We start from the raw sequence: 15,011 nt of genomic DNA on the forward strand, positions 1-15,011 counted from the left end.
CCCATGAACCACCCCGCTTCCGACAACGCACCGCACGGCCTGCGCTTCAATCCCCATGTCGCGGCCCTGCCGCCCTACAACGCCGGCATGAACGTGGAGGTGGCGCGCGCCCTCAGCGGCCAGCACGACATTGCCCGGCTGGCCAGCAACGAAAACCCCGAGGGCTGCTCGCCGGCGGTCATGAAGGCGTTGGCGTCTGCCGCATACGAGCCCTGGCGCTATGCCGATCCGGCCTGCACCGCCCTGCGTGCCGCCCTGGCGCACAAGCTCGCCTGTGACGCGCAGCAGGTCGTGGTCGGCAACGGCTCCGAAGAGATGATTGCCGCGATTGCGCGTGCGCTCTTGACCCCGGGCGCCACGGCGCTGACCGTGGTGCCCAGTTTCGGCCTGCACGAGATCGAGCCGCTGGCCGCCGGTGCCGAGGTCGTCAAGGTGGCGATGACCCCCGAGCTCGGCTTTGACCTGGGAGGCCTGGAGCGCGCACTGGCGCGGCGGCCCCAGGTGGCGTTTTTGTCGTCGCCCTGGAACCCGGTCGGCCCGGCGCTGGACCACGCGGCGCTGCAGCGCGTCATCGCAGCCGTGCGGCCCGGCACGCTGCTGGTGCTCGACGAGGCGTATTTCGAGTTCGCCGACCCCGGCGCGCCCAACGGCATCGAGGTGCTGCGCGCCAGCGGCGTCGCCCATGTGGTGCTGCGCACCTTCTCGAAGGCCTACGGCCTGGCCGGCCTGCGCGTGGGCTATGCCGTGTGCTCGCACCCCGAGATCGCGCGCGTACTCACGGCGGCCAAGACGCCGTTCAATGTCAACGCCGCGGCCCAGGCCGCTGCGCTGGCCGCGCTGGCGGACGAGGCCTGGATGCACGCGTCCATGGGCCGGCTGCGCAGCGAGCGCGAGCGCGTGGCCACAGGGCTGCGGGCGCTGGGCCTGCGCGTGGCGCCGTCGCAAACCAACTTCCTGTTTTTCGATGCCGGGCAGAGCAGCGCCGACGTGGCCGACACGCTGCTGCGCCAGCACGGCATCATCGTCAAGGCCTGGCGCGAGCCGGGCTACGAACGCTTCATCCGCGCCACCATCGGCAGCCCGGCAGAGAACGACCGGCTGATGGCCGCGCTCGCGCAGATCCGCCAGTTCGCCCGGGTGAGCGCCTGATGCACGCGGAATTTCTCGCGGCCTTGGGCGCCATCGTCGGCAGCGCCCAGGTGCGCACCGGTGCTGAGGTGCAGGCCATGGACCCGGGCTGGCACCCTGACAACCTGGCCGCCGGCGTGGTGGTGCTGCCCGCCAGCACGGCCGAGGTGGCGGCGGTGGTGCGGCTGTGCGGCCAGCACCGCGTGCCCATCGTGCCGCAGGGCGGGCGCACCGGACTGGTCGGCGGGGCCATCTCGCAGCCGGGCGAATTGATCGTGTCGCTGGCGCGCATGCAGGCCATCGAGCTGCTCGACCCGGTCAGCCGCATTGCGGTGGTGCAGGGCGGCGCCACGCTGGAGGCGCTGCAGGAGGCTGCGGCGCTCGAGCGGCTGGAGCCCGGCATCGACATCCCCGCGCGCGGCTCGGCCACGATCGCCGGCATGGTCTCCACCAACGCCGGCGGCATCATGGCGTTTCGCAACGGCGTCATGCGCCACCGCGTGCTGGGCCTCGAAGCCGTGCTGGCCGACGGCTCGGTCTACAGCGACCTCACGCAGGTGGTCAAGAACTCGGCCGGCTACGACCTCAAGCACTTGCTGATCGGTGCCGAAGGGAGCCTGGGCATCGTGACGCGCGTGGTGCTCAAGCTCGACCCCGTGCCCGACGCCACCGCCACCGCCTTGCTGGGACTGCCCTCGGTGGCCGCCACGCTGCAGGCGATCCGCTGGGCGCTGGACGTCGGTGCGGGCCACCTGCGCGCCGCGGAGGCGCTGTGGCAGGGCTATATCCGCCTCACCGCCGAAGGGCTGCAGTGGCGTGAGCCCGGCATGGAGCTCGACCAGCCTATTTATGTGCTGCTGTCGCTGGGCGGCGCCGAGGAAGCGGTGCTGCAGGAAGCCTTCGAGGGGCTGTTCGAAAAAGTGCTCGCGCACCACCCCGACGCCACGGGCATCGTCGCCAGTTCGGCGCGCCAGGAGCGCGAGTTGTGGCGCCTGCGCGAAGATACCGACCTCCTGTACCGGGCGCATCCGGGCGCGCCGTCGTACGACGTGTCGGTGCCGCTTGCGCGCCTGGACGGGTACGTGGAGCAGGTGCAGCGCGGCCTGGCCGCCATCGACCCGTCCCTGGCGCCCTATCTGTTCGGCCACTTGGCCGACGGCAATGTGCACATCGTGCTTAACCGCCCCGGGCCGCTGCCGCCCGCGCTGTCCACGCAGATCGAAGCCGTGCTGTATGGCCCCTTGCGCGCCCTGGGCGGTTCGTTCTCGGCCGAGCACGGCGTGGGCTCCAAGCGCATCGGCGCCATGTTCGACACCCTCGACCCCGTCAAGCTCGCGACCATGGCGCACATCAAGCGCCTGCTCGACCCCGACAACCTGCTCAACCCGGGCAAGGTGCTGCCGGCCGCCTGACACGGGACCGGGCTTTGGCCGGGTGCTCTGCGGAGTTTGAAGCCAAATCGGGCTCCAGCGCTTACTGGGCAAGCGCTGACAGCTATTTAATCAATAGTAAACATCAGGAGACACCCATGAACTCTGCGAATTTGCACCCGGCCATCGGCCGGACCCCGCCCCACCAGCCCGCCGCCGGCTTCGGCGGCGGAACGCTGCAGTGCCACTGCATGCACGATCTGGTGCAGGTGCGCGTGGACATGCAGGTCGCGCACAACCACGCCTGCGGGTGCAGCAAGTGCTGGAAGCCGTCCGGCGCGATCTTCTCGGTCGTCGGCGTGGTGCCACGCAAGTCGCTGCGGGTGACCGCGCATGCCGAAAAGCTGCAGGTCGTCGACCCGCAGGCCACCATCCAGCGCCATGCCTGCAAGGTCTGCGGCGTGCACATGTTCGGGCGCATCGAAAACCCGGCGCATCCGTTCCATGGGCTCGATTTCATCCACACCGAGCTGTCCAGCGACGCCGGCTGGGCCGCGCCCGAGTTCGCGGCCTTTGTGTCTTCGGTCATTGAAACCGGCACACCGCCCGAGCGCATGGGCGGCATCCGCCAGCAGCTGCGCGATGCCGGGCTGGAACCCTACGACTGCCTGTCGCCACCGCTGATGGACGCCATCGCCACGCACGTGGCCCAGTCCCGGCACGCCTGACAAGGCGCAGGCCGACGCCCCAGCGCAGGCGGGGCGTCGGCGGGCCGCCACTGCGGTCGATGCCCGGCGCGCCCGCGCCAGCGGTGGTGCCCTTGGCGCACCGGGGTGGTCCGTCCACCGGCCCGAGGCCGGCGCGCATTTGCGCTAAGGTGGCGCCGATGAACCTGGATTTTGTACGACTGGGCTGGCGCACGCTGTGGCGCGACCTGCGCGCGGGCGAGCTGCGCCTGCTGATGGTGGCCGTCACGCTGGCGGTGGCGGCGCTCACCTCGGTGGGCTTCTTTGCCGACCGCCTGCAGGGAGGGCTGCAGCGCGATGCCCTGCAGCTGCTCGGCGGCGACGCCGTCGTCGCCAGCGACCTGCCCACGCCCGCCGCCCTGGTCGAGCGCGCCCGGGCGCTGGGCTTGCAGACCGCCACCACCGTGGGTTTTCCGACCATGGGCCGGGCCAGCGAGGCGCAGGGCGGCGCCGCCAAGCTGGTCGCGCTCAAGAGCGTGCCAAGCGGCTACCCGCTGCGCGGCAGCCTCAAGGTGGCCAACGCGCCGGGCGCGGCCGCGTACACGACGCGCGACATTCCGGCGCGCGGCGAGGTCTGGGTGGATGCGCCGCTGCTCGAATCGCTAGGCGTGCGCATGGGCGACATGCTGCTGCTGGGCGACGCGCAGCTGCGCATCGCGCGCACCATCGTCCTCGAGCCCGACCGCGGTGCCGGCTTCATGAGCTTCGCACCGCGCGCCATGGTCAACGCAGCCGACCTGCCCGCCACCGGCCTGGTGCAACCCGCCAGCCGCCTGACCTACCGTTTCGCTGTGGCCGGGCCGGCACGCGCCGTGCAGCAGTTCAGCGCCTGGGCCGAGCGCGAAGTCAAAAAACCCGAAATCCACGGCGTGCGCCTGGAGTCGCTCGAGAGCGGCCGCCCGGAAATGCAGCAGACGCTGGACCGTGCGCAAAAATTCCTCAACCTCGTGGCGCTGCTGGCCGCGCTGCTGTCGGCCGTGGCCGTGGCGCTGGCCGCACGCGGCTTTGCCGCGAGCCACCTCGACGCCTCGGCCATGCTGCGCGTGCTCGGCCAGAGCCAGCGCACCATTGCCTGGAGCTACGGCGTCGAATTCGCGCTGGTCGGCCTGTGCGCCAGCGCGCTGGGCGTGGCGCTGGGCTTTGGCGTGCATTACCTGTTCGTGCTGCTGCTCGCCGGCCTGGTCGAATCGGCCCTGCCCGCGGCCAGCCTGTGGCCCGTGGCGCTGGGCCTGGGCGTGGGGCTGACGCTGCTGCTGGCCTTTGGCCTGCCGCCGGTGCTGCAGCTGGCGCAGGTGCCGCCGCTGCGCGTGATCCGGCGCGAGGTGGGGGCGCTGCGGCCGGCGTCGCTGGCCGTGCTGGGCCTGGGCGTGGCCGGTTTTGCCGCGCTGCTTCTGGCGGTGAGCAGCGACCTGAAGCTCGGCCTGATCGCCGTGGGGGGATTCGCCGGTGCGGTGGCGCTGTTCGCCGCCCTGGCCTGGGTGACCGTGAAACTGCTGCGCGGCGCCGTCAACGAGGCCACGGCCCCGCGCTGGCTGGTGCTGGCGACGCGGCAGGTCTCGGCGCGCCCGGCCTATGCCGTCGTGCAGGTCAGCAGCTTGGCCGTGGGCCTGTTGGCGCTGGCGCTGCTGGTGCTGCTGCGCACCGACCTGATCGCCAGCTGGCGCCAGGCCACGCCGCCCGACGCGCCGAACCGCTTCGTCATCAACGTGCAGCCCGACCAGGCCGCGGCCTTCCAGAAGGCGCTGCAGGACGCGGGCGTGCGCGACTACGACTGGTACCCCATGATCCGCGGCCGCCTGGTGGCCGTGAACGGCCGGACCGTGGGCCCCGACAGCTACAGCGAAGACCGGGCCCGGCGCCTGGTGGACCGCGAATTCAACCTGTCCACCGCTGCCCAGCAGCCGCCGCACAACCAGCTCGTGGCGGGCCGCTGGATGCCCGAGGAGAAAGACGCGATCAGCCTCGAGGAAGGCATTGCCCAGACCCTCGGATTGAAGTTGGGCGATCGCCTGCGCTTTGACATCGGCGGGGTGCAGAACGAGGCCCGCATCACCAGCCTGCGCAAGGTGGACTGGGGATCGATGCGTGCCAATTTCTTTGCGATGTACCCCGTCGACCACCTGGACGGTGTGGCCGTGACCTACCTGGCCGCCTACCGGGCGCCCACCACGGCAGGTTTCGACAATGCGCTGGTGCACCAGTTTCCCAACATCACCAGCGTGGACATGGGCGCCACGCTGGCCCAGGTGCAGGGCGTGCTCGACCAAGTGATCCGCGCGGTCGAGTTCCTGTTCGGTTTCACTTTGGCCGCCGGCTTGGTGGTGCTGTTCGCCGCCGTCACCGCCACGCGCGAGGAGCGCACGCGCGAGTACGCCATCATGCGGGCGCTGGGCGCACGCGCCAGCCTGCTGCGCCAGGTGCAGCGTGCCGAACTCGCGGGCGTCGGCCTGCTGGCGGGCTTCCTGGCCAGCTGCGTGGCTGTCTGCGTGGGCTGGGCGCTGGCGCGCTATGTGTTCGACTTCCGCTGGACGGCCTCACCCTGGGTGCCGCTGCTGGGCGCGCTGGCCGGTGCCGTGCTGGCCCTGCTGGCCGGCTGGTGGGGCCTGCGCGCCGTGCTCAACACGCCGGTGGTGGACACGCTGCGCCGCGCCGCAGAGTAGGGCTTCGCGGCAAGCGCGAGCGGTGGGCCTCAGTGGCGACCGCCCCCACCACGGCCGCCACCACCGCGGCCGCCGCCGCCATGGAAACCGCCCCGGCCACCACCGCGGCCACCGCCACTCCAGTAGCCGAAGCCGAAGTTGAGCGAGAGGGGCGGCCCTACGTACGCTGGGCCGTAGTAATACGGGGCGGTGTAGTACGGTGCGGTGTACACGGGCGCGGTCGCGTAAGGGGCCGCATAGATGGCTTGGCCGTTGGCGTCGGTGCCGTAGTAGGTGTAGGGGCCAGGGGCGGTCCCATAGACCGCGCAGCCGCCCAAAGCGGACAGTGCCAGCAGCGAAAATGTCAAGCGTTTCGCCGTGCCTTTCAGGAAGTGGGTCATGGTAGCTTTCCGGTCTTTGGTCAGGATGCACGTTAGAACGAAAATCCCTCCCTGCGGTTCAGTGGAGACGGGCCCGATACAGCGGCGCAGCGCGTAAAGTTCGCGTTCCATGCAGCCCCACCGCCGGAATCCACGGCGGTGGTATGACGCGCATCTGCTGTGCCGGGCCCCGCAGGCCGGGCACCGCTTCTCCGCAACACCTTTTCACCCCATTTCCGATGCCAACCGAAGACAAGCAGCCCGCCGATGCGGCCCTTGAAACCCCCTACGCCGCGATCGGCGGGGAGGAGCGTGTGCACGCTCTGGTCGAGCGCTTCTACGACCTCATGGAACTCGACCCCGCCTACACCGAACTGCGCGCCGCCCACGGCAGCACGCTGCAAGAGGCACGCCAGAAGCTGTTCTGGTTCCTCTGCGGTTGGCTGGGCGGCCCCGACCACTACGAAAGCCGCTTCGGCCACCCGCGCCTGCGCATGCGCCACATGCCGTTTTCGATCGGCATCCGCGAGCGCGACCAGTGGGTCGCGTGCATGGACCAGGCCATGGGCGACACCGGTGTGCCCACCGCACTGCGCACCCGCCTGCGCGAGAGCTTCATGAAAACGGCCGATTGGATGCGCAACCGCGGCCAATAAGCCCCTGCGCGCAGTGCGCAGGGGGCTTCAGAAAGCATAGCTTTCAGCGCTGAGCCCTATTGGGCCAAGGCCCAATTTCATGCCCAAACGGCTGGGCCTCACGCGGCGCTGCGCTGCTCGGCTTTCAGCGGCGGCGTACCCTCTTTGAACATCGAACTGAGCTGTTTGCGCAGGTCGGGTGAATCGGTGTGGCCGTGCACCGTGGTCGCGTGCTGCACGGCGGCTTCGAGCAGCTCTTCTTTGCTGTCGGCCGACAGCGCCACACTGCAGTTCATGGTGCTCGGGTATTCGCGGCAATCGATGTATTGGCGTGACATGGCAGTTCCTTTCTTGTCGTCAGGGGCGTGCTTCATTGACCAGGTTGAACGGCGTCTGGGTGGCGCGCCGGCAATGCGGGAAGCCGCCTTGCGTGACCAACGTCCCGCATGCGGGCCTCGCCGTCCTGCGCGCCCAGGCACAGCCCCACCTCCTGCGCGCGTGAAGCGGGCGTGCAGATGAAGGCCGAGGCGGAGAGAACCACCCGGCCGACCGGGGTCAGCTTGTCGTCGATCTGGTCGTCGGCGAAAGGCCCGATGACCCTCCCGCTGGCGTCGGGCTTGAGGCTTTGCGGGACATGGAACCCGTAGCCCGCGCCCAGGCCGGTGCGCATGGCCTGCACCATCTTGGTGATGCACTCGTACGGGTCGATCGCGATCTGGAAGGCGCCGGGAAGGAACGCCGGGCTGCCTTCTTCGGCCGGCGCACAGGCCTGTTCTTCGCTGAGCTCAAAGCGCTGGCTTGCGGGGTCGTAACAAACGCAACGACTCGCTGCCCGGGCCGACAGCCATTCGCGCCGGCAGCGTACGTCGGTCGGGCTGCGCCGGGCCAGTTCTTCGGCCGTGGCGGGTCCCTCGGCCAGGGCCTGGTGCAGGTCCCGCGGGTCGCCGACGACGACGGTTGCGCCGTGCCTCACGGCGCCGAAATCCTGCACGAATGGGCCCATGAAGTGGTGGAGCTTTTCCTCGTGGATGGCCATGTTTTTCTCCTGGCGCTGCGCTTGCATGGGCCGCAAGCGCTTCCTATACTGCAGCGGAACAGACTGCCCACAGCCGCATGCTGCGGGTGCCCGGGCAAAGCACCAATACGCAGCATTGCGTACCCATGGCCTCTGGTGCGCACCATGAACCACCTCACCCGACACGACTACGCCAGCGCGCTGCGGTTGCTCGCGCGCATCGAGGCGCAGGCGGGCGATGCCGAGGGTTTTGCGCGCGCGGTGGTGCTGGCGCTGCACGACTACATCGCCGCGGAGCGGACGACGCTGTCGGTCTGCGACCGGGCCACCGGCCGCTGCGAAGCGGTCGGCCTGCCGGGCGGGTGCCTGGGTGCCGATGGGCTGGCCAGCTCCGACGGGCCTTTTTGGGGGCAGCGGCGGGCGCCCCGGCATGGCGTCGAAGGGGCGGTGGCACCGGGCATGTGCGCCGGAGTCGGACCGTTCGCGTTGCAGCGCGGCCCCTTGCCTGGCTGCGGCAGCGGCGCCGGGGAATACGCCATCGCCGTGCCCTTGTTCCGCAGCCGGCAGACGCGGGTCAGCGTGGAATTGCAGCGGCACGGGCAGGGGTTTGACGGGCGCGACCGTGAGCGGCTCGCTCTGCTGCGCCCGCACCTGGCCTTTTTGTACCGCCACGCCTGCCAGCGTGGCGCCGCGCTGCCGGGCACCGCGCCGCCCGCACCGGGGCCGGGGGCGCGGGCCCCCGAACCGTGCAGCGTCGGCGGGCTGACCCTGCGCGAAGGCCAGGTGATGCAGTGGCTCGCCTGCGGCAAGACCGATGCCGAGATTGCGGCCCTGCTGGCCATCAGCCCGCGCACCGTGCAAAAGCACCTGGAGCATGTCTATGTGAAGCTGGGCGTGGAGACGCGCACCGCGGCGGTGATGCGCGCCCACGCCAGCCCGAGCAGCGCGTGAACAGGTGGCGTGGCAGGGGGGACCTGGCGGTCCGCAATGCTCACGAAGTAGGAGCTCCTGGCGCAATCCCCATCAGGGCTGGAGCCCGAAAAGACCATATATTGCCCGCCCGGGCATGGCCCTGCCCGTTAAGATGCGCCCACAAAAACATCCAGAGGGAGCAGCCATGTCGATGACAGCAGGGATGATCGCGGTGGGGGTGGCCGCGGCGGCGGTGTGGGCCATCGCGGCCTACAACCGGCTCGTGCAGTTGCACAACCGCATCGCCAACGCCTTCGGCCAGATCGACGTGCAGCTCAAGCGCCGCCATGATCTGGTGCCCAACCTGGTCGAAGTGGCGCGCGGCTACCTGCAGCACGAGGCGGCCACGCTCGAAGCCGTGGTCCAGGCGCGGGGCCTCGCGCAGGGGGCGGCCGCTGCGGCGCGCTCCGCGCCCACCAGCGCGGCGCGCCTAGGCGCCCTGGCCATGGCCGAAGGCGCGCTGGGCGGCAGCCTGGGCCGCCTGATGGCGGTGGCCGAGAGCTACCCCGACCTGAAAGCCGACGCCACCATGCGCTCGCTGTCCGAAGAGCTCACCAGCACCGAGAACCGGCTGGGCTTTGCACGCCAGGCCTACAACGACGGGGTGCTCGAATTCAACAACGACGCCGCGCAGTTCCCCACGCTCATCGTGGCGCGCCTGCTGGGTTTTGCGCCCGCGCCCATGCTCGAGGCCACGCGCAGCGAGGCCGAGCGCGCCGCGCCGCGGGTGCAGTTCTGAGCGGCGGCGTTCGCTGACGCGCGCCGATGAAGTTCTGGGACCGCCAGCACGACGCGCGCGTGGAGACGCGCCGCCTGCTGTGCGCCTTTGCCCTGGCTGTCGTGCTGCTGCTGGTGGCCGTGCACGCCGCGCTGGCGCTGGCCTGGTGGCTGATGGCGCTGCTGCTGCCTGGGCACCTGCCCGAGCCGGCCGGCTTTCTGGTGGCCAATGTGGGCGTGTCGCTGCTGCTGGTGCTGGGCGGCTGGTGGCTTGAAACGTCGAACCTGCGCGCCGGTGGCGCCCGGTTCGCCGCCCGCATGGGCGCGCGCGAGGCGCGGCCGTCCGTCTCGCACGCCGAGCAGCGCCTGTGCAATATCGTCGATGAGCTGTGCATTGCCGCCCACATGCCGCGCCCGCGGGCCATGGTGCTGCCGCGCGCCGACGCCATCAACGCCTTTGCCGCAGGCTGGGACGCGTCCGACGCCATCGTCGCGGTCACGCAGGGCGCGCTCGACTACCTCACGCACGAGGAATTGCAAGGCATGGTGGCGCACGAGCTCTCCCACCTGCACGAGGGCGACACGCGCCTGAAGATGCGGCTGGCCGGCATGGTGTTCGGCCTCGAACTCGTCAGCAACTTTGGCGACGAGATGCGCGAGCGCGGGGGCCTGGCCTGGTGGTTCGGCTCGGCCGTCATGGGCGCGGGCTTTGCGGGCTGGCTCACCGGGCGCCTCCTGAAGGCCGCCGTCTCGCGCCAGCGCGAGTACCTGGCCGACGCGCGCGCCGTGCAGTGGACGCGCAGCCGCGACGGCCTCGGCGGCGTGCTGCGCAAGGTCATGGCGCAGCGCCAAAGCGCACCCGCCGGCGCCGGGCGCAGTGGCCTCGCGCACCCGGCGGTGCAGCACTTGCTGCTGGTCGATGTGCCCGGTGGCAGCGCGCTCGAGCGCCGGCTCGACACCCATCCCACGCTGCAGGCGCGCGTGCAGCGCATCTATGGCCGGCGCATGGCGCCGCTGCCGCTGGTGCGCGTGCCTGCGGCGCCCGAGCCCGTCGGCACGCACGGCGCTGCGCCGGCCAATGCCCAGGCCGGCGCGCCGCCGCTGGCGGCACTGCTCGATCCGTTTGCGCGGCTGTAGCGGCCCCGGCGTGGTGCGGTGTTCTGCGCGCGCTGCTCAGCGGATAGGACGCACCGCATGCGTGGGCAGCGCGCCACCGTCGCCGTCTTTGTTGAGCATCTTGAGCCGCACCCTCTCGATCGCGTGCGAGGGCTCCAGCCCTTTGGGGCAGACCTCCGCGCAGTTCATGATGGTGCGGCAGCGAAACAGCCGGTAGGCATCGTTCAGGTCGTCCAGCCGCCCCTTGGTGGCCCGGTCGCGGCTGTCGAAGATGAAGCGGTAGGCCTGGATCAGGCCGGCGGGTCCGACGAACGTGTCCGGATTCCACCAGAACGACGGGCACTGGCTGCTGCAGCACGCGCACAGAATGCACTCGTACGCGCCATTGAGGCGCTCGCGTTCGCGCGGCGACTGCAGGCGCTCTTTCTCTGGCGGCGGTTCGTCGTTGACCAGGTAGGGGCGGATCGAGTGGTACTGCCGGAAGAACTGCGTCATGTCCACGATCAGGTCGCGGATGATCGGGAAGCCCGGCAGCGGCCGCAGCACCACGGGCTCCTGCAGATCACGCACGCGCGTGATGCAGGCCAGACCGTTCCTGCCGTTGATGTTCATTGCGTCCGAGCCGCACACACCCTCGCGACAGGACTTGCGCAGCGACAGGCTCGGGTCTAGCGCCTTGATGCGCAGCAGCACATCGAGCAGCATGCGGTCGCCGTCGGCCAGTGCGATGTCGACGTGCTGCAGCCAGGGCTGGTCGTCCCGGTCGGGGTCATAGCGGGAAATGGAAAAGCGCATGGCGGTCTCTCCAGGGATGGCGGTGCAGCGGTTCAGGCCGGCATGCGCAGCACGATCGCCGCCGCCCACAGTGCCAGGCCGCACAGCCCCGCCGCGAGCGCGGCGAGCAGCCAGGGGCGCAGGCGCACCGGCCGCGCGTAGTCGAGCAGCACATCGCGCAACCCCACCCACAGGTGCGCCAGCAGCGCTACAAAGAACACGGCCAACGCCACGCGCAGGCCCGGGCGTGCCAGCCACTGCGCCCAGTCGGCGTGGTGGTGCACGGGCTGGCGCCACAGCGAGACCAGCACGAACAGCAAGAACAGCAGCAGGTACAGCGCACTGGCGCGCTGCACGAGCCAGGCCAGCAAGCCGGTGGGCCCGCGCTTCACCGCACCGCCCCCAGGGCGAGCAGCGCCACCGCCAGCGCCGCCAGGTTTACGCCCCAGGCGCTGCGGCGCGCGGCGCCCAGCGTGGAGCCGGCGTTGACGTCGGTGAGCAGGTGCCGCACGCCGGCCAGCGCATGGTGCGCCAGCGCCCAGGCCAGCGCCACCAGCCAGGCTTTGGCCCAGGGCTGGCGCAACACGCCTGCCACCTGGGCAAAACCGGCCTCGCCATCGAGCGAGCGCCCCAGCAGGTACAGCGCCGCCGGCACGCCCGCCGCCAGCAGCACGCCGCTGAGGCGGTGGCAGATCGAGGTGACCGCGCCCACCGGCATGGCGATCTGCGCCAGGTTCAGGAACAGCGGCCGCTTTCGGGGTATCAGGGAAGGGGGACGCATGGCATGCCTTTCAGTGGTAGCCGATGCCCATCACATACTCGCGCAGCAGCGATTCTTCGTACTCACCGGCCTGCACCAGCGCCCGCAGCGCGTCGCGCGCATTGACGACGCCAATGGGCCGGCGATCGGCGTCCAGGACCGGCACGTGGACCAGGCCGCGCTGCTCCATCCGCGCCAGCACGTCGGCCAGCCACTCGTCGGGGCGGCAGCAGATGGCGTCGGCGGTCATGATGTCGCAGGCCAGCGTCTGGCAGGCCTGGCCCGCGCAGTGGCCGATCTGCCGCAGGACGTCGGTTTGGCTGACGACGCCCGCCACCGTGCCGTCGGGCTGGCAGACCACCACCAGGCCGATATGGGTGTGGGACAAAAGCCGCGCCGCCTGCAACAGCGGCGCCTTGAGCGTGACCGTGGCGAGCCGCGATCGCGCCGTGGCCGCCAGGCTGGTGACCCGCAGGGTGTTCATCCGAGCGCCTCCTGTGTGGGCCAGTGTAGGAGCCACCCCGATAAAAGCAAGGAGGCGGGCCCTGGCAGGGGCGCAGTGTGGGGATGCCATTCGCGTGCGTCACCGTGAGTGACCTCGGGATTGCCGCAGAGATAAATCAAAAACCATAGCTATAAGCACATGCTGGTAAAGCGTTGCGGGCATTTTTGCCGCTTAGATAAGGCGCCGTGGCCTGACTGCTGGCCTGCTGCGCCGGCCGCACCCGCAGGTTTGACTTTTCCCCCACCGCGGCATTGAATCCGGCCATCGAGCCTGCCGGAGTCCACGCCATGGCCACACTGCCCGCGCCGTACTTTCCGATCATCTACGTGCGTGGCTACGCGATGACGCCGGCCGAAATCGCCGATGCGGTCTCCTCGCCCTACATGGGCTTCAACGTCGGCGCGACCAAGCTGCGCCAGGCCTGGGACGCCCAGGTGCGCCGGCATGTGTTCGAGTCGCCGCTGGTGCGGCTGATGAAGGACTGCGGCTACCGCGACATCTACGAAAACGGCGCCGAGATCGTCGGCCCGGTGCCCGCGCGCAGCGTGGTCATCTACCGCTATTACGACAGCGCCGACCGCGACCTGGGCGACGGCAAGGCGCTGTCCATCGTGGCCGCCGCAGAGGGGCTGCGCGACCTCATCCACCAGCTGCGCGGACAGGTCTGCGGCGTGGACGCCGAGGCGCTGGCCCAGTTCAAGGTGCACCTGGTCGCGCATTCGATGGGCGGGCTGGTGTGCCGCTGCTTCCTGCAGAACGACGCCGTCAGTACCCCCGAAGAACGCGCGCTGGTGGCCAAGGTGTTCACCTACGCCACGCCGCACAACGGCATCGAGATGGCCGGCCTGCAGGTGCCGGCGGTGCTGAGCTTCTGGGACATGAACAATTTCAACCGCAAGGTCATGGCCAATTACCTGGACCTGCCCTTCGGCAGCGAACGCGTCGACTCGCTCGGCGGCAAGTTCGACCCACAGCGCTTTTTCTGTTTCGTCGGCACCAATTCGCGCGACTACGCGGTCGCGCTGGGCCTGTCGCGCGCGCTGGCCGGCGAGATGAGCGATGGCTTGGTCCACATCGAGAACGCCGCGGTGCAGGGCGCGCCGCGCGCCTTTGCCTACCGCAGCCACAGCGGGCCGTACGGCGTGGTCAACTCGGAAGAGGGCTACCAGAACCTGGTGCGCTTCCTGTTCGGCGACCTGCGCGTCGACGGCGTGCTCGAGGTCGATGCGCTGCCGCTGCCACCCTCGGTGCAAAAGGCCAAGGACGCAGGCCGCGAGGTGCGCGCCTCGTACTACTTCGAGGCCACGGTGGCGCCACGCGGCGCCAACGATTACGCGCTGAGCGAGCGCCGCTGCGACACCTTCAGCGCCGTCCTGCGCAGCTTCGATGAGCTGCTGCGCGTGGGCAAGGCCGGGCTGGACGCCCCGCGCTCGCCGGTGCTGTTTTCGGTGTTTCTCGACACGTCCAAGGTCACGGTCGGACGCACGGTGGTGTTCAGCCTGGAGCTGGCCGTCTCGACCACGGGCTACACCATCGACCGCAAGCTGTGGCTCGACCAGCATGTCGAGGGCGAATACCTGTTCCGCGACACGCTCACCCTCCGCGCCACGCCGACCGCGGATGGCTGGAACGTGCGCTGCCTGCGCACCGACGAGCGCTGGAGCGAGGCGCAGGGCACGCTGGCCGAGTGGGATGGCACGCACTACTGGATCGCGCTGGCGTCGCAAAAGGGCTTCAAGGCGCGGCTGCGGCTCGATGTACAGCGCATCGCCCTGGACCCCGACACGCAGGGCGCCGTGCTGGTGGGGGCGGGCAGCGGGCGCAGCTAGAGGGCGCGGCCTGCGCCCACGCATCAATCGCTGCGCGGCCCCGCGGGCTGCAGCAGCACCACCAGCGCACCGGCGCCGCCCTCGGCCGGGCGCGCCTGCACGAAGGCCAGCACCTCGTTCTTCTGCACCAGCCAGCGCTGCACGCGGCCCTTGAGCACCGGCGCCCGACCGGGCGAACCCAGGCCCTTGCCATGCACCACGCGCACGCAGCGCAGGCCGGTCTTGTGCGCCTGGCGGATGAACTGGCCCAGCGCCTCGCGCGCTTCGTCGACGCGCAGGCCGTGCAGGTCGAGCTGGCGCTGGATGCTCCAGTGGCCCGAGCGTAGGCGCCGTGTGACCTCTACGCCGATGCCCGGGCGCCGGTAGCTGAGCTGGTCGTCGGTGTCGAGCAGGGTGCTGACGTCAAAGTCGTCGCTGATCGATTC

General features: G+C 70.3%; 17 protein-coding genes. 9 read left to right on the forward strand and 8 right to left on the reverse strand.

The features are described 5' to 3' along the window. Nucleotides 1-3: 3 nt before the first annotated feature. The 4 genes from hisC to B2J89_RS09795 all read left to right on the forward strand — a co-directional run bounded on the left by hisC (nucleotide 4) and on the right by B2J89_RS09795 (nucleotide 5,904). A complete protein-coding gene (gene hisC, locus B2J89_RS09780) occupies nucleotides 4-1,149 on the forward strand; it encodes a histidinol-phosphate transaminase (RefSeq protein ID WP_169168893.1) in 1,146 nt (381 codons plus the stop codon). After that, nucleotides 1,149-2,540, forward strand: a complete 1,392-nt coding sequence (locus B2J89_RS09785; RefSeq protein ID WP_169168894.1) for an FAD-binding oxidoreductase — start codon at nucleotides 1,149-1,151, stop codon at nucleotides 2,538-2,540. Before hisC ends, B2J89_RS09785 begins: the two co-directional genes overlap by 1 nt. A gap of 116 nt (nucleotides 2,541-2,656) precedes the next feature. Further along, complete coding sequence (gene gfa / locus B2J89_RS09790; RefSeq protein WP_169168895.1) at nucleotides 2,657-3,226, forward strand: S-(hydroxymethyl)glutathione synthase; 570 nt, start codon at nucleotides 2,657-2,659, stop codon at nucleotides 3,224-3,226. 158 nt (nucleotides 3,227-3,384) lie between these two features. Next, a complete protein-coding gene (locus tag B2J89_RS09795; RefSeq protein ID WP_169168896.1) occupies nucleotides 3,385-5,904 on the forward strand; it encodes an ABC transporter permease in 2,520 nt (839 codons plus the stop codon). Between the two features lie 29 nt (nucleotides 5,905-5,933). On the opposite strand, the gene B2J89_RS09800 is transcribed toward B2J89_RS09795, so the two are convergent. Next, nucleotides 5,934-6,284: a hypothetical protein gene (locus B2J89_RS09800; protein ID WP_169168897.1), complete on the reverse strand. Its 351-nt coding sequence runs from the start codon at nucleotides 6,282-6,284 to the stop codon at nucleotides 5,934-5,936. A gap of 218 nt (nucleotides 6,285-6,502) precedes the next feature. Here B2J89_RS09800 and B2J89_RS09805 point away from each other — a divergent pair, with 218 nt between their 5' ends. Beyond that, the gene (locus tag B2J89_RS09805; RefSeq protein WP_169168898.1) at nucleotides 6,503-6,919 is read left to right on the forward strand and encodes a group II truncated hemoglobin; all 417 of its coding nucleotides are present in this window, start codon (nucleotides 6,503-6,505) and stop codon (nucleotides 6,917-6,919) included. Between the two features lie 98 nt (nucleotides 6,920-7,017). On the opposite strand, the gene B2J89_RS09810 is transcribed toward B2J89_RS09805, so the two are convergent. After that, nucleotides 7,018-7,236 carry a DUF1059 domain-containing protein gene (locus B2J89_RS09810; RefSeq protein ID WP_169168899.1) on the reverse strand — a complete coding sequence of 73 codons (219 nt, stop codon included), beginning with the start codon at nucleotides 7,234-7,236 and terminating at the stop codon, nucleotides 7,018-7,020. A 32-nt stretch (nucleotides 7,237-7,268) separates the two neighbouring features. Continuing rightward, on the reverse strand, nucleotides 7,269-7,934 hold the full coding sequence (locus tag B2J89_RS09815) for a hypothetical protein (RefSeq protein WP_240964814.1): 666 nt from the start codon (nucleotides 7,932-7,934) through the stop codon (nucleotides 7,269-7,271). Between the two features lie 144 nt (nucleotides 7,935-8,078). On the opposite strand from B2J89_RS09815, the gene B2J89_RS22735 reads away from it, so the two are divergent. The 3 genes from B2J89_RS22735 (at nucleotide 8,079) to B2J89_RS09830 (ending at nucleotide 10,739) form a co-directional block, all read left to right on the forward strand. After that, nucleotides 8,079-8,864, forward strand: a complete 786-nt coding sequence (locus B2J89_RS22735) for a helix-turn-helix transcriptional regulator (RefSeq protein WP_240964815.1) — start codon at nucleotides 8,079-8,081, stop codon at nucleotides 8,862-8,864. Between the two features lie 166 nt (nucleotides 8,865-9,030). Beyond that, on the forward strand, nucleotides 9,031-9,624 hold the full coding sequence (locus tag B2J89_RS09825) for a LemA family protein (RefSeq protein ID WP_169168900.1): 594 nt from the start codon (nucleotides 9,031-9,033) through the stop codon (nucleotides 9,622-9,624). A gap of 26 nt (nucleotides 9,625-9,650) precedes the next feature. Next, complete coding sequence (locus B2J89_RS09830; RefSeq protein WP_169168901.1) at nucleotides 9,651-10,739, forward strand: M48 family metalloprotease; 1,089 nt, start codon at nucleotides 9,651-9,653, stop codon at nucleotides 10,737-10,739. 36 nt (nucleotides 10,740-10,775) lie between these two features. Here the strand turns inward: B2J89_RS09830 and B2J89_RS09835 are convergent, their stop codons facing one another. The 4 genes from B2J89_RS09835 to B2J89_RS09850 are packed head-to-tail and all read right to left on the reverse strand — an operon-like array spanning nucleotide 10,776 to nucleotide 12,736. Further along, entirely contained in the window at nucleotides 10,776-11,513 is a 738-nt protein-coding gene (locus tag B2J89_RS09835; protein WP_169168902.1) for a succinate dehydrogenase iron-sulfur subunit, read from the reverse strand. A 32-nt stretch (nucleotides 11,514-11,545) separates the two neighbouring features. Beyond that, nucleotides 11,546-11,863, reverse strand: coding sequence for a succinate dehydrogenase, hydrophobic membrane anchor protein (gene sdhD / locus B2J89_RS09840; RefSeq protein ID WP_205763770.1), 318 nt, complete (start codon nucleotides 11,861-11,863; stop codon nucleotides 11,546-11,548). A 17-nt stretch (nucleotides 11,864-11,880) separates the two neighbouring features. Then, nucleotides 11,881-12,273 carry a succinate dehydrogenase, cytochrome b556 subunit gene (sdhC, locus tag B2J89_RS09845; RefSeq protein WP_169168904.1) on the reverse strand — a complete coding sequence of 131 codons (393 nt, stop codon included), beginning with the start codon at nucleotides 12,271-12,273 and terminating at the stop codon, nucleotides 11,881-11,883. Between the two features lie 10 nt (nucleotides 12,274-12,283). Then, a complete protein-coding gene (locus B2J89_RS09850; protein ID WP_169168905.1) occupies nucleotides 12,284-12,736 on the reverse strand; it encodes a CBS domain-containing protein in 453 nt (150 codons plus the stop codon). 308 nt (nucleotides 12,737-13,044) lie between these two features. On the opposite strand from B2J89_RS09850, the gene B2J89_RS09855 reads away from it, so the two are divergent. Next, nucleotides 13,045-14,586, forward strand: coding sequence for a triacylglycerol lipase (locus tag B2J89_RS09855; RefSeq protein WP_169168906.1), 1,542 nt, complete (start codon nucleotides 13,045-13,047; stop codon nucleotides 14,584-14,586). Between the two features lie 23 nt (nucleotides 14,587-14,609). Here the strand turns inward: B2J89_RS09855 and B2J89_RS09860 are convergent. Then, a partial coding sequence (locus B2J89_RS09860) for a Smr/MutS family protein (protein WP_205763771.1) occupies nucleotides 14,610-15,011 on the reverse strand: 402 nt, incomplete at its 5' end.

Source organism: Acidovorax sp. SRB_24 (assembly GCF_012931925.1).